General features: G+C 47.7%; 11 protein-coding genes and 1 pseudogene. 6 read left to right on the forward strand and 6 right to left on the reverse strand.

Annotation, left to right across the window (positions count from 1 at the left end):
- Window positions 1–6 precede the first annotated feature (6 nt).
- The 5 genes from C6W44_RS09450 to carA form a co-directional block, all read right to left on the reverse strand.
- A complete protein-coding gene (locus tag C6W44_RS09450) occupies window positions 7–1,275 on the reverse strand; it encodes a putative DNA modification/repair radical SAM protein (RefSeq protein WP_105245142.1) in 1,269 nt (422 codons plus the stop codon).
- Window positions 1,276–1,481: 206 nt separating this feature from the next.
- Entirely contained in the window at window positions 1,482–2,366 is an 885-nt protein-coding gene (locus tag C6W44_RS09455) for a hypothetical protein (protein ID WP_227526414.1), read from the reverse strand.
- A gap of 411 nt (window positions 2,367–2,777) precedes the next feature.
- On the reverse strand, window positions 2,778–3,257 hold the full coding sequence (gene greA, locus C6W44_RS09460) for a transcription elongation factor GreA (RefSeq protein WP_105245143.1): 480 nt from the start codon (window positions 3,255–3,257) through the stop codon (window positions 2,778–2,780).
- 409 nt (window positions 3,258–3,666) lie between these two features.
- Window positions 3,667–6,930 (reverse strand): carbamoyl-phosphate synthase large subunit, encoded by a 3,264-nt coding sequence (gene carB, locus C6W44_RS09470; RefSeq protein ID WP_105245145.1) that lies wholly within the window; start codon window positions 6,928–6,930, stop codon window positions 3,667–3,669.
- Between the two features lie 167 nt (window positions 6,931–7,097).
- Window positions 7,098–8,330 carry a glutamine-hydrolyzing carbamoyl-phosphate synthase small subunit gene (gene carA / locus C6W44_RS09475; protein ID WP_105245146.1) on the reverse strand — a complete coding sequence of 411 codons (1,233 nt, stop codon included), beginning with the start codon at window positions 8,328–8,330 and terminating at the stop codon, window positions 7,098–7,100.
- A 448-nt stretch (window positions 8,331–8,778) separates the two neighbouring features.
- Here carA and C6W44_RS09480 point away from each other — a divergent pair, with 448 nt between their 5' ends.
- Together C6W44_RS09480 and C6W44_RS09485 are read left to right on the forward strand one after the other, a co-directional pair.
- A complete protein-coding gene (locus C6W44_RS09480) occupies window positions 8,779–9,315 on the forward strand; it encodes a gamma carbonic anhydrase family protein (protein ID WP_100749255.1) in 537 nt (178 codons plus the stop codon).
- Between the two features lie 169 nt (window positions 9,316–9,484).
- Window positions 9,485–10,581 (forward strand): annotated as a pseudogene (locus C6W44_RS09485) (RNA-guided endonuclease InsQ/TnpB family protein).
- A 68-nt stretch (window positions 10,582–10,649) separates the two neighbouring features.
- Here C6W44_RS09485 and C6W44_RS09490 read toward each other — a convergent pair.
- Window positions 10,650–11,072 carry a hypothetical protein gene (locus tag C6W44_RS09490; RefSeq protein ID WP_158676709.1) on the reverse strand — a complete coding sequence of 141 codons (423 nt, stop codon included), beginning with the start codon at window positions 11,070–11,072 and terminating at the stop codon, window positions 10,650–10,652.
- 164 nt (window positions 11,073–11,236) lie between these two features.
- Between C6W44_RS09490 and C6W44_RS09495 the strand changes: the two genes are divergently transcribed.
- From C6W44_RS09495 to C6W44_RS09510, 4 genes are all read left to right on the forward strand, one after another.
- A complete protein-coding gene (locus tag C6W44_RS09495; protein ID WP_105245149.1) occupies window positions 11,237–11,944 on the forward strand; it encodes an HAD family hydrolase in 708 nt (235 codons plus the stop codon).
- 103 nt (window positions 11,945–12,047) lie between these two features.
- Window positions 12,048–13,143, forward strand: a protein-coding gene (gene prfB / locus C6W44_RS09500) for a peptide chain release factor 2 (RefSeq protein WP_105245150.1) whose coding sequence is annotated in 2 segments (ribosomal slippage) — window positions 12,048–12,119 and window positions 12,121–13,143 — 1,095 coding nt in all. Because the reading frame shifts where the segments join, the coding sequence is not laid out codon by codon here.
- Window positions 13,144–13,186: 43 nt separating this feature from the next.
- The gene (locus C6W44_RS09505; RefSeq protein WP_105245151.1) at window positions 13,187–13,471 is read left to right on the forward strand and encodes a pyrimidine/purine nucleoside phosphorylase; all 285 of its coding nucleotides are present in this window, start codon (window positions 13,187–13,189) and stop codon (window positions 13,469–13,471) included.
- A 190-nt stretch (window positions 13,472–13,661) separates the two neighbouring features.
- Complete coding sequence (locus C6W44_RS09510) at window positions 13,662–14,822, forward strand: DNA topoisomerase IB (RefSeq protein WP_105245152.1); 1,161 nt, start codon at window positions 13,662–13,664, stop codon at window positions 14,820–14,822.
- Window positions 14,823–15,135 lie beyond the last annotated feature (313 nt).

The raw sequence follows: 15,135 nt of genomic DNA on the forward strand, positions 1-15,135 counted from the left end.
TCCTTTTTAAAATAGTGCTAATTGCCCACTACGCTGATCCTTATATTTGGTCTGTGTTTGCGCCAGCACATATTGGCGGAAGTTCTCACGGGTCAGATGGGCGAGATGCTCGTTTTTACCAGTGGTGGCGATGAAATATTTGGCACGATTGACCGCCGCGCCCATTTTTTTGAGATGATAAAGGGTCAACTGATTAAACTTACGCGCTGTCACAATCTTTTTGGCGGTTTTGGTACCGATACCTGGGATACGTACAATCATCTCGTAGCTTGCCGTTTGGATATTGACAGGGAAATGCTCGCGATGACGGATAGCCCAAGCGAGCTTTGGATCACAGTCTAAATCGAGAAATGGCGACTCAGGCTCCACGATTTCATGCGCGCCAAAACCATAAAAACGCATTAGCCAATCCGCTTGATAAAGGCGGTTTTCACGCACCATGGGCACCGGCGTGCCTATCGCTGGCAGGCGATTGTCAGAGAGCATCGGCACGTACCCTGAGTAGTAGACGCGTTTGAGATCATAAGTTTGATAAAAATGACTCGATAGCTGAATCACTTGTAAGTCTGTCTCGTTACTAGCCCCAACTATCATTTGACTGGTTTGACCAGCTGGTGTGAACTTTGGTGCTTTTTTATGGGTTTTACGGCTTTCACGAATCGTGACGATTTCTTCTTTTACCGTCTGCATCGGCGCTTTTAGCTCGTCGTGAGATTTTTCTGGAGCGAGCAACGCCAGCCCTGATTTGGTAGGAATTTCGATATTGACGCTCAAGCGATCGGCATAAAGCCCCGCTTCTAACAATAGCTCTTTTGACGCGCCGGGGATGGTTTTTAGATGAATATAACCGTTAAAGCGCTCACGAGTACGCAGTATCTTGGCGACCTCGACCAGTCGCTCCATGGTGTAGTCGCCATTTTTAAAGATGCCTGAGCTGAGAAACAGCCCCTCGATATAGTTACGGCGATAAAACTGCATGGTCAAATCCACTACTTCTTCCACCGTAAAAGCGGCGCGCGGGGTGTCATTACTTTTACGTGACGTACAATAAGCACAGTCGTATATACAGTGATTGGTTAGCAGAATTTTGAGCAAGCTGACGCAGCGACCGTCTTCGGTATAGCTGTGGCAAATGCCTGTCTTTGAGGCATCACCGAGGCCACCGCCTTGATTTTTGCGCGTGCCAGCGGAGGAGGAACAAGACACGTCGTATTTAGCGGCGTCCGCTAAAATATTAAGCTTGCCTTGCAATCGTTCATAATTGATGGCTGCCATAAGCGTGATCTACCAAATCATTTATAGGTATGTATTTTAGCAAAATCAGGCTTAAGTCGTTGTATTTATAGGATAATATACAAAACAACACGTCAGATAGTGTCGCAAGATACGTCATAAAAAGGTCTTGCTGACTATAAAACGAACCGGCAAGACCTTTTATCATTTTCAGAGTGATTAAATAACCATACTCTAAAATATAGTCTTTACTGAACCTTTGCTCGTATGACAACGGTCTGAGCAGCATTTGGGCTTAGGTCAGCCAAATTCCACTTAAGACCAGAATAGTTTTCTTTGATGATCACGGTATTGCCAACTTGCTGGATGGTCTGATAGCTGTCGCCGCCAGTGGTGGCCTGCGTGGGTAGCGGGCTATTTAAGGACAGCAATTGCACGCCATTTGGCAGCGACACCATGGCATTGATGTCAGTGACGGGTTGTGTGGTGGTATTGAGATAAGTGGTGTGATATTCAATCACGTCACCAGGGGCGATATGGTTGGCAGGTACAGCTATTTCGCGGCCGTCGCTGTTTTTTAATATCTTCATGACCTTGGTTTGTGCATTGACAATGCCAGGGGTGCTAAAAGTTGGCGTCAATTGCAAGGTATCTACAGAGGTGGATACGATTTGCGTCGTTGCTGATGGTTGGGTTGTTGCTGGCGGGTTTGTCACGACGGTGGTCGTAGGAGCGGTGATGACATCGACGCGGCTGGTTTTTTGGGTCAGCTGCTCGGTGACAGGTACGCTAGTGACCGTGGTGCGGCCTTGGGTCACGACCGTATCGTTGCCACTTTGGTGCACCGTATAGCGTGGCACTGTGGTCACTTGCGTGACCGCATAGGGCATACCGTCTTTCATCGTAATACCGTTGGGCGTTGCCGTAATAGTGGCTGTTTTGCCATCAGCGTACTGCTCAACGACGGTCGTGCTACTGCCAGCAGATGCGTTGATGGTCACTTCAGGCGCAGCATGTACTAAGTTGGCCGCAAGCAATGCGCCGGTAAAAAAAAGAGAAACCGCCATCGCTGCAGATGCTTTTTGGGGGATGGTTTTGTGGGTAGTAACCACAGGTATCGATGTCAAGCTCATAAAAGACTCCTTAAAAAATAACAGTCAATATCACCAATCATAAAGCGGCAAAAGGTAACGGCCTAAACAAAACCCCCGCTAAATGACACGGTAATACATGCCAAATAACGGGGATATCGAGTACTGATAACAGTCAATTATAATCACGCTTTAACTGCGCTATTTAACTATCAAGCCGTCATTATTTTGAATAATAGTGCATCAATGAGCCACTTTACTTGAGATTTGCACGCAAACTTGTCATGATTATGCGGCAAAACAAATTGAGTATAAAAGTGGCATTGTGTAACTGCTATAAAAAAGGCTTCTATAATACCTGCTACTTATTAGGGCATGTTGAGCATTCACAAATAGTCTCTGTCAGTGCTATGGTTGAATTTTCAACACGCCCTAAGCAGATAAAAATGGGCGCTATTGGTCATAGATGACTTTCATGATTTCGTACTCCACCATACCTTTTGGCGTTTCGATACGTACTTCATCACCTTCAAACTTGCCAATCAGACCGCGAGCGATGGGTGAGTTGACAGAGATTTTGCCTGCTTTAAAATCCGCTTCATCGTCACCGACGATTTTGTATTGTTTTTCTTCTTCGGTATCCATGTTTTCGATGACTACGCTCACACCGAATACCACTCGGCCATCGTTTGGCAAGGTCGTCGGGTCAATGACCTGTGCGGCGCCGAGCTTGGCTTCAATGTCGCGAATACGCGCTTCACAAAACCCTTGCTGCTCGCGTGCTGCATGGTATTCAGCGTTTTCTTTTAGATCACCGTGCTCGCGGGCTTCGGCGATGGCGGCGGTAATACGAGGGCGATCGACACTTTTTAGCTGTTTTAGTTCGGCTTCTAGCGCCGCGTGTCCTTGGGGAGTCATGGGGTAACGTTGCATGTTTTTTCCTTAAACCAATAACACCACACCACCTCAGATGAGATGGTGTCTGTGTTGTTGCAATGGGTTTGATATATAAAGAGTTATATTGTATCAAGCATAAAGATACGATGAGCGGTGGCAAACGCAGCGCAGGCTACGACGGGTAGTCCTTACTCATGTCTGACTGGCTCTGCTGATCTTTATACATGGTACGAAAAGGCTAAACAGATCATGGGTCGGCGCATTTACCAACGGGCAGATGCGCGCGTGATCTTACATAATAAAAAGCATAGTCGCAGTTTAGCCACTATGCTTTTTGGGTCTATCTTGGTAAACGTCTTCTCAAGCATTATTGTCGTATCAAAACGCTTGACACGTTTTGTCGCTGCGTTTTATTTGCTTGACGATAATGCTTAATCTACTGAAATTATTGGGCCGCGTCAACCACCTTTGCTTGCTCGTGCAAATCTTGTAGCTTATAGACATCAAATGGCAAGTCGATGGCATAAGATTTACAGACAGCATCCGCTGCACCTAAGGTCGTGACATAAAACACTTTATTCTGTAGCGCGCTGCGGCGGATAGAGAATGAATCCTCTTGCGCCTGCTTGCCCTCGGTCGTATTTATAATAAGGTCGATTTTGCCGTTTTTCAAGGCATCAACGATATGCGGACGACCTTCGGTGACTTTGTTGATCTGAGTGCTGGCAATACCGGCTTCGCTGAGCACCTTTTGCGTGCCCGTCGTTGAGACGATATTAAAGCCAAAATCAGCAAGCTGACGCGCGATAGGGGCGATTTGTGCCTTGTCGCTATCACGAACCGAGATAAAGGCCGTTTTGGTTTCGCCTTCAACAGGCAGGCCTGGCAGGCGCTCGTTACTACCGATAATGGCCTTATAAAACGCTTCGCCAAAGGTTTTACCAACGCCCATGACCTCACCAGTCGATTTCATCTCAGGGCTCAAGATAGGATCGACCCCCGGGAACTTGGCAAACGGGAATACCGCTTCTTTTACTGCGTAAAACGAAGGAACAATCTCGGTAGTAAAGCCTTGATCTTTTAATGAAGTGCCAGCCATACAGCGCGCAGCCACTTGCGCCAATGAGGTGCCAATGCACTTAGAGACAAACGGCACGGTACGAGCGGCACGTGGGTTCACTTCTAGAATGTAAACGGTGTTACCTTTTACCGCGAATTGGACGTTCATTAGGCCGACCACGCCAAGCTCTTTTGCCATCGCTACCGTCTGCGCACGCATGGTATCGCAAAGCTCATCCGATAATGAGTAAGGCGGTAATGAACATGCAGAGTCGCCAGAGTGGACGCCTGCTTGTTCGATATGCTGCATGATACCACCGATCACCACATCAGTGCCGTCACAAACACAGTCGACATCGACTTCGATGGCATCATCTAAAAAGCGGTCTAATAGGACGGGCGCTTCGTTTGATGCTTGTACAGCGGTACGCAAGTAGTGTTTTAGCTCGTCTTCGTTATAGACGATTTCCATTGCGCGGCCACCCAAGACGTATGATGGGCGAACGACTAACGGATAGCCGACGTCTTTGGCTTTCACCAAGCCGTCTTCTAGGCTGGTCGCTAGCGCGTTTGATGGCTGCACGAGGTTTAGCTGCTGAATCATGTGCTGGAAGCGCTCACGGTCTTCAGCGCGGTCGATGGCATCAGGGCTGGTACCGATGATTTTTACGCCAGCAGATTCTAACGCGCGCGCCAGTTTCAATGGTGTCTGTCCGCCAAACTGCACGATGACGCCGTCTGGGTTTTCGATACGGACGATCTCTAGCACATCTTCTAGCGTGATTGGCTCAAAGTAGAGGCGGTCTGAGGTGTCATAATCGGTCGAGACGGTTTCTGGGTTACAGTTGACCATGATGGTTTCATAGCCGTCTTCGCGCATGGCGAGGGCAGCATGGACACAGCAATAGTCAAACTCAATCCCTTGACCGATACGGTTAGGACCACCGCCGATCACCATGATTTTTTTCTTATCGGTTGGGTTGGCCTCGCATTCGCTGTCATAAGTTGAGTACATGTAGGCGGTGCTGGTGGGAAATTCTGCCGCACAGGTATCGACGCGCTTGTAGACTGGATAAATGGCTAAATCCCAGCGTTTTTTGCGTAATTGCTTTTGTGATATGCCGAGCAGCTTGGCCAAACGCAGGTCTGATAAGCCTTTACGCTTAAAGCTACGCATGTTTTCAGCGTTCAAGCCGCCAAAGCCTAAGGTTTTAACCTGTGCTTCAGTTTTGACGATGTCTTCGATTTGTACCAAAAACCATGGGTCAATTTTGGTGTAATTAAAGACGTCATCGACACTCATACCGACGCGGAAGGCATCAGCCAGATAATAAATGCGCTCAGGCGTTGGGATGGTTAGACGGTTGATAATCTCAGAACGCGCTTTGTCAGCTGATACTTTTGTCAAATCGATTTGCTCATCAAAGCCGTCTGAGCCTGTTTCCATGCCGCGCAGGGCTTTTTGCATGGACTCTTGGAAGTTACGGCCGATTGCCATGACTTCACCGACTGACTTCATTTGCGTCGAGAGGATATTGTCCGCTTGTGGGAATTTTTCAAAGTTAAAACGCGGGATTTTGGTGACGACATAGTCAAGCGCCGGCTCAAAGCTAGCTGGCGTTTTGCCGCCTGTGATGTCATTTTGCAATTCGTCTAGGGTATAACCAACGGCTAACTTTGCAGCGATTTTGGCAATCGGAAAACCCGTGGCTTTTGAGGCAAGGGCAGACGAGCGTGATACGCGAGGGTTCATCTCGATGACGACCATACGGCCCGTGTCTGGGTTGATACCGAACTGCACGTTTGAGCCGCCAGTTTCGACGCCAATCTCACGCAGTACCGCAAGCGAGGCATTACGCATGATTTGGTATTCTTTATCGGTCAAAGTCTGTGCAGGCGCGACAGTGATAGAGTCGCCCGTGTGTACGCCCATGGGGTCAAAGTTCTCAATCGCACAAATGATGATGCAGTTGTCGTTTTTGTCACGCACCACTTCCATCTCATACTCTTTCCAGCCGATGAGTGATTCATCGATAAGCAGCTGATGGTTGGGTGATAAATCAAAACCGCGCTCGCAGATTTCGATAAATTCATCGCGGTTGTAGGCGATACCGCCGCCTGAGCCGCCCATGGTGAATGACGGACGAATGATACATGGGTAGCCCATTTTTTCTTGGGTAGCAAAGGCTTCTTCCATGGTTTCAGCGGTTTCGGCGCGTGGGCACTCAAGGCCGATACGCTTCATGGCTTGGTCAAACAGATCACGATCCTCTGCCATCTCAATCGCGTCTTTGGTCGCGCCAATCAGCTCGCAGTTATATTTGGTAAGGATGCCGTGCTTGTCCAAATCCAGCGCGCAGTTCAGCGCCGTTTGGCCGCCCATCGTCGGCAAAATAGCATCGGGGCGCTCTTTGGCGATGATTTGCTCGACTGTTTGCCAAGTAATTGGCTCGATATAGGTGGCATCGGCCATCACAGGGTCGGTCATGATGGTCGCAGGGTTTGAGTTGACCAAGATGACGCGGTAGCCTTCCTCGCGTAGCGCTTTACACGCCTGCGCGCCTGAGTAGTCAAACTCACATGCTTGGCCGATGACGATAGGGCCTGCGCCAATGATAAGAATGCTTTTTATGTCGGTACGTTTTGGCATAGTTAGGGCTACCTTCGTTTGGGTGATATTTTGAGTAATCTATAATATAACGATATTGTCAGTTCAGCTTATCGTGTTTGATATGGTGTAGCTTGAACCACCCTCGGTGCTTCAAGCGTTATATTTATTATTTATGGGTCAATATCCATTATTTAATCTTTGGCCGCTTAAGATTTAGCACCTGCCATCATCTCAGCGAACTTATCAAACAGCGGCGCAGCATCATGCGGGCCAGGGCTGGCCTCTGGGTGACCTTGGAAGCTAAATACTGGCTTGTCGGTCAGCTCAATACCTTGGTTGGTACCATCAAACAGTGAACGGTGAGTCGATTTGACGTTGTCAGGTAGCGTGTCTTCATCGACAGCAAAACCATGGTTTTGACTGGTAATCATCACCGTCCCTGTGGCCAAATCTTGTACAGGATGGTTGGCGCCATGATGACCAGTTTTCATCTTGATGGTGCTAGCGCCGCTGGCCAGACCAATTAGCTGATGGCCTAGGCAGATACCAAAGGTCGGAATATCTGTCTCGGTGATGATGTGACGTACCGCGTCGATAGCATAGTCACAGGCGGCAGGGTCGCCGGGGCCATTGGATAAAAAGATACCGTCTGGATTCATCGCCAGCACGTCTGCAATCGGCGTTTGCGCTGGTACCACCGTCACATGACAGCCGCGGTCGACCAGCATACGCAGGATGTTGGTTTTACTACCGAAGTCATAAGCGACGACGTTGTATTTAGAGTCGATGTGAGTGCCAAGCTGCTTAAAAAAGCCGCCTGTACCGCTATCATGGCTACCGGGTGCATCACGGTTTAGCAGTGTGTCAGACAAATCCCACGTCCCCGCTGTCCATTCGAAGTTTTCTTTAGTGCAGCACTCTTTTGCCAAGTCCATGCCTTTGATACCGGCAAACTCTTGTGCCAGTTTAATGGCTTGTTGCTCGTCATCAGGGGTGATGGTGTTGCCTTCGGCTGGAGTCATGATGCAGCCATGCTGCGCCCCTTGATCACGTAGGATGCGCGTCAGCTTACGGGTGTCGATATCGGCAATCGCGACCGTATCATTGCGCGTGAGGTAATCGGTTAATGATTCGGTATTACGAAAGCTTGAGGTTGCCATAGTGGCATCACGGATAATCAGACCTTCTGCCCATACTTTATGGGTGTTGCCAGATTCGCTGTCTTCACTGTTGGTGCCAGTGTTACCAATGTGCGGGTAGGTCAAAGTGACCAGCTGGCGCGCGTAGCTTGGGTCAGTTAGGATTTCTTGATACCCTGTCATGGCTGTATTAAACACCACCTCACCGACACGATGACCAAGGCTACCGATACTGACACCGCGAAAAATCGTACCGTCTGCTAGTGCCAAAATTGCTTGTATTTCTGCCGATGAATTCAAGGTTTGCCTCCGCTATTATTTGTGAGTTCTGTGACGATGCTTGTGGTTGGCTGTCGGTGTAAAGCCTTTGTTTTTAAGGTATTGGGAATAATAAACCTCAAGAAGAATATAGGCTACACACAAAAGTTGCCCACAAAAAAGCGAGAAGACATTATCGATGGAAACTACAAAACTCACTAGGTAGTGAATAGGTAACTTGCATCATGTCCGCTCGCTTAGGCACAGATTTTGCGCATTATATACAATATAGACGCAGATAGCTAGCTGATTTTTAACACAGTACAAGCGCTGTGGCAAGTTGTCAGAATTAAGTTGGCAAGATGGCGAGCGGCTACGATGAATAGCGCTGGATTTCTACAGTTGTCTTTGCCACAATGAGTCGTAACATCATGAACCGCAACATCGACCAATTAACCGAAGCGTTTTTTTAGTAGGACAAGGAACCGTTATGATTTACCAGTATATAGACAAAACCCCTGAATTTGCTAGCCCCTTTCATGGCTGGGTGGCTGATAGCGCACAAGTGATTGGTGATGTGTATTTGGGCCATCAAGCCAGCGTCTGGTTTGGTGCGGTGATTCGCGGTGACAACGAGCGCATTCATATCGGTGACTATAGTAATGTACAAGAAAACAGCGTCATCCATACCGATGCAGGTATCGAAGTCAAAATAGGTAACTATGTGACGATTGGGCATTTGGCAATGTTGCACGGCTGCGAGATTGGCGATAATAGTTTAATCGGAATCGGTGCGGTGGTGCTCAATCATGCCAAAATCGGTAAAAACTGCATCATCGGTGCCAAAGCCTTAGTCACAGAAGGTAAGGAAATCCCAGACAACTCACTGGTCATGGGCGCACCGGCCAAAGTGGTGAAAACCCTAACGGATGAGCAAGCAGCGATGTTAAAACTATCGGCCATGCACTATAGTGAGCGCTGTCAGAAGTTTAAAACTGGCCTCAAAGAAATAGCCATGCCTGAATGATAAGAAGTAATAAATGGCGGATATGAGTGGCTCATTTTGTCGTTTCTCATTTTATCATCCAGCGCCGTAAAACCACATCCTTCTAAGGCGTGGATATCAGGCGTCAGTCGTTGTCGCACAATATTGTGAACCCCTTGATAACCAAACGCATTGAGATCATAATTATCCCATGAAAACGCTCAAGCTACGCATCAAAGACAAACACGCCACTCAGCTCAATATCTTGGCTGGGTCGGTTAACTTTGTCTGGAATTACGTCAATGAGCTAAGTTTTAAACACCTTAAGCGTACAGGCAAATTCTTTTCAGCCTATGACTTGGCCGCTTATACCAAAGGGGCTGGCGAATATCTAAATCTGCACAGTCAAACCTTGCAAGCGATTAGTGAGGTTCACTCCAAAAGCCGAAAACAGTTTAAAAAAGCCAAACTCAACTGGCGTACCAACAACCCAAAGGCCAAGAGAAGAAGCTTGGGCTGGATTCCTTTTAAAAAGACAGCCGTAAAACACCTATCAACTCGTCAATCAGGCAAGACAAGCCTTAAATCTACCATTCAGCTAAGCCTTGCTAAGGGTAAAAAGCTGACCATTGATCTGTGGGATAGCTATAACCTAGCCCTCTACCGCATCAACACGTGCGAATTGGTACAAGACAATCGTGGTCACTGGTATGCTTGTATTACCGTCAAAGAGTTTCCAAAGATTAAATGTGGCACGGGCCAAGTCGGTATTGATTTAGGCTGCAAGGATTCAGCGGTCAGTAGTGATGGTGATCAGCTACAAATCAAAGTCACGCATCAATACGCAGAAAAACTGGCCACCGCCCAACGTGCTAAAAACAAAAAACGGGTCAAGGCCATTCACGCCAAGATTAAAAACACTCGCCAAGACTTAATCCATAAATTCACATCAAAGCTTGTTAAGTCCAACAGCTTAATCGTTGTTGGTCAAATTAAATCAACATCATTCACTTCATCCAAACTGGCCAAATCCGTCTATGATGCTGGTTGGTTTGAGATTAAGCGGCAACTGGATTATAAATGCGCGAACGCAGGTTGCCACTATATCGAAGTCAATGAAGCGTACAGCACCCAAGTCTGCTCATGTTGCGGCTCTCGCCAAGACAGTCCGAAAGGTAGAGAAGGTCTTGGTATAAGAGAGTGGTTTTGTCGTTCTTGTAAAACGACCCATAACAGAGATGTTAATGGAGCGAAAAACATTCTCGCGGTCGGGCTTGACCGTCTTTAGTAGGAATCCCCTCACTTTAGGGAGGGGAGGAAGTCAACGTCGCTGATATTGTGGTTGCGCATATTTACGTCATGAGCATCATGACCAGCTAAATAACCGCAAAGATAGCAATCCCGATCATCAGACCTCGAAAGATATCATGGCGTATAGAGTAGTCGTCGAGATAAGCGTTATTGCCAGCTTGCTGATTGTGTAAGGCATTGACGCTCTCGGCACCTGCGTTTTTGCCGACAAAAAACCCAATAATGGCACCCAAAACCAGCAGGATGGGCGTAAACAACCAAAAAATATCGCCCGTGCCTAGATTGAATAAAGAGCGAATCACGACGATAGCAAGATCGATAAACAACCCACCAGCGCCATACAGCAAAGCTGTCAAGAGCGCATATAAGCTACGTGCCATCGGAGACTGATAATCCTCTCCTCGTTGCCGCCGCCTAATTTCTTTGATAGAGCGGGCAGGGCGTCTCGGTCGACGAGCGGTGGTGGACTGGGGACTGGGCGTTTTCATAAGGTTCTCTGTTTTTATTATAAAGTTAGCATAATTTTGTTTGCTAAACAGTAGTATTCACCAAATATTACCGAATCATGGAAGATAGGATGTCACCAACTATCACCCAACTTTTAACCCTTCTTTACCAATCATCGTTTTATCAATCACCATAAGGTTTTATTATGCAGGCAGCACAACCGATAGCAAAAGAACTGGCGCTTTTTGATTTGGATCATACTTTGCTCGATGTCGATAGCGATTATCTTTGGGGCGAGTATATCGTCAAGCACAATCTGGTCGATGAAGCCGAATATCGTACGGCCAATCAAAAATTTTATCAGGACTATATCGAAGGCACGCTCGATGCCACTGAGTACAATGAGTTTGTCGCCCAGTTTTTGAGCAGCTTGCCGATGGAGAGGCTACACGCGCTACGCGAAGACTATATTAAGTCTGAGATCGAGCCGCATATCCGCCCAAAAGCGATGGAGGTGCTCTGTCAGCATGTGGAAAAAGGGCATGATGTGGTGATAATCTCCGCGACCAATGATTTTGTGGTGTCTGCCATCGCAAAGCGTTTTGGGGTCGAGGCTGACAATGTATTATCGACGCCGCTTGAGATAAAGGACGCCCGCTATACCGGCAAGCTCACCGACAAGCCAAACTTTAAAGAAGGTAAGATTTATCATCTCGATAAGTGGCTAAATAAGCAGCAGCTCGCTGGCGTTCGATTTGAAAAAACTTATGCGTATTCAGATTCTAAAAATGACATCCCGCTGCTAGAATGGGCGGACGTCGCAGTCTGCGTGTCTCCTGATGACGCGCTGCATGCTCATGCGCTGGCGCATCGTTGGGCGGTCGAAGATTGGTCGATTGAGGCTGGTCAATGAGCCACTACCAGACAGCGCATAATTAATCCATTATTTAACCGCAATCTCATTTAAAATAGCGCCCGAGGGCGACCTTTATTTTTAGCAAAAAACAGGACTATTTATGGAAATCAATCCGTATCAAGAAAAAATCAAAGACTTATCTGAGCGAGGACAGGACCTTCGGAGGTATCTTTGACTTCGATGGTAAGCAAGAGCGCCTAGAAGAAATCAATTTGGAATTAGAAAACCCCGAGCTATGGAATGATCCTGAGCGCGCGACCAAGATTAATAAAGAAAAAAGCCAGCTTGATGGTATCATCAATGTGGTGATATCGCTTGAGACTACCTTAGCAGATGCGTCTGCCATGCTCGAGCTGGCAGTAGAAGCAGAGGACGAGTCACTACTGAGCGATGTGCAAGCAGAGCTCGACGATGCTGAAGAACGTGTGGCAGATTTAGAATTCCGCCGGATGTTTAGCGGCGAGATGGACCCAAATAACTGCTACTTAGACATTCAGTCGGGTAGTGGCGGCACCGAAGCACAAGACTGGGCCGAGATGCTGCTACGGATGTACACGCGTTGGGCGGAGTCGCATGGCTTTAAGGTCGAAGTCATTGAAGTGTCGTCTGGTAGCGTCGCTGGGATTAAATCAGCGACGATCGAGATCAAAGGCGACTATGCGTTTGGCTGGCTGCGTACCGAGATTGGTGTGCATCGCCTAGTGCGTAAGTCACCATTTGATAGTAATAATGGCCGTCATACGTCGTTTGCCGCTGTTTTTGTCTCGCCTGAGATTGACGACAACGTCGAGATTGATATCAATCCGGCCGATCTGCGTATCGATACCTATCGCTCATCGGGCGCGGGTGGACAGCACGTCAACACCACTGACTCTGCGGTGCGTATTACCCATGAGCCAACTGGCGTGGTGGTCACGTGCCAAAACGAGCGTAGCCAGCATGGCAACAAAGCCACTGCCATGAAAATGCTGCGCGCCAAGCTTTATGAGCTTGAGATGCAAAAACGTATGGAAAAACAGCAAGCGGTCGAAGACAATAAGTCTGACGTCGGCTGGGGCAGTCAAATTCGCTCGTATGTGCTCGATGACTCACGTATCAAGGACTTGCGTACTGGCGTTGAGACGTTTAATACCAGCGCGGTACTCGATGGTGATCTCGATCAATTCATCGAAGCCAGCCTTAAAGCAGGACTGTAAGGTTTATCAACACATTTTAAACACCATTACTTAAGGAAAATTTATGCCAAGCGTAAATAGTTATTTTGACGATAAAGTCACGTCGATCGCCTTTCAGACAGCCACTCTGCCAGCGACTGTCGGCGTGATGGAAATTGGGGAGTATGAATTTGGCACCAGTGAATTTGAGACCATGAGTGTGGTGAGCGGCGCATTGACCGTTAAACTGCCAAATAGTAGCGAATGGCAGACCTTTGATGCTGGCGAGTCATTTACCGTTGAAGCCAATCAGAAGTTTGGCGTAAAAGTAGAGGTTGAGACCGCTTATTTATGCACTTATGGTAAATAAAGCTTTTTAGATTTGTCGTCGTCATATTGACACTAGCCATAAAAAACGCCAAGTATTAAATGCTTGGTGTTTTTTATGGTAATTGGACGGCTATTTACACAGTATTACACTTTGCTTGTGGCAAGCAAACAGCAAAAACTGCCGCAATTCATTATGCTAAAGCGTCTATTTTATCAATCGAGTATTTTTTATGGCGAAGTTAGACCAGCAAACAACCCCGCCAGATGTACGCCATGATTATGAACATTTAGCACGCTTGGCAAACCTGCGTTACGTCAGCGACGATGAGCCTGGGTTTACCCGTCGGCGTTGGGGTCGCGGCTTTACCTATCGTGATGCGGCGGGCAAGACGGTAAAAGACAAAGCGCTGCGTCAGCGCTTTGATGCGCTGGTAATACCGCCGATGTGGTCAGAGGTGTGGATATGCCAAGACGAAAAAGGCCATCTGCAATCGACAGGCCGCGATGACAAAGCGCGCAAGCAGTACCTGTATCATCCGGAGTGGAACCGCGTGCGCGAGCACGCCAAGTTTGCCGCGATGATAGGGTTTGCGACCGCGTTGCCCACGCTGCGCGAGCAAGTCGAAAAAGATCTAGAAGCTGCGCCGCTATCTCGCGCCAATGTATTAGCCGCCGTGGTCAAGTTATTGGAAACTACCCTTATTCGCATCGGTAATAGCCGCTACGCAAAGATGAATAAAAGTTATGGCCTGAGTACGCTGCGCAGTAAGCACGTAAGCGAGACAGATAACGGTCTGGCGTTTGATTTTGTCGGCAAAAGTGCCAAAGAGCACCATATCGAGCTGCAAGACGAGCGCTTGATTGAGATCGTGCAAGTCTGTAGTGAGCTGCCAGGGTATCAGATTTTTAAATATTTAGATGAAAATGGCGATAAGCAAGTCGTGGATAGCAGCGATGTCAATGACTACTTGCGCCGTCATCTGTGTGCGGCTACAGAGGCGCACAAACAGCCGAGCAGCGAGGACTTGGAGGGTCTTGCATCGGGCAGATTGTACAGTGCAAAGGACTTTCGTACTTGGATGGCCAGTGTACTGGCAGCGAGCTATCTGTATGATGAGTTGCAGACCTCGGCAGGCCGGACAATCTTAGCCAGCGCGCCTGCTAGCAAGGCGCGTCAGCAGCTGGTTACCGATATGGTGAAGAGCGTGGCCGAAGAGCTTGGCAATACGCCAGCGGTATGCCGTGCTTCTTATATTCATCCGATGCTTATCGAACGGTTTTTGGCAGGTCAGTTTTTTGAAACATACAAACACGCCCGACGCGGTCGTAGCAAAAAGCACCAAAGCTGTGAAGAAAAAGCGCTGTTAAGCTGCCTGTGTACTTGGCAATAACCTGTGGGATTAGCAATGAGAACGTTATGTCGCATAAGCCTGCCATGGCGATGAGATGATAAGTCATATGCAATTGCGCTGAACGGTCATGACTATATATAGTCGATACACTCTAAAAATGTCATAGCGCTACTGGGATGAATTTTATGCAGCCTCTGGGAACGCAGCACGCAAGTAAAATTTATATCAGTAGCGCGTTTAAATTCATAACAGTTTTACATTCAGCTAACTATAGAAATAATAATACCAGCAGAAAAAAAATAATATAAAAATGATACGTTATGTATTGAAATAATAAGTAAAATGCGTTACT

This window comes from Psychrobacter sp. Marseille-P5312 (genome assembly GCF_900291405.1).
GTDB lineage: Bacteria > Pseudomonadota > Gammaproteobacteria > Pseudomonadales > Moraxellaceae > Psychrobacter > Psychrobacter celer.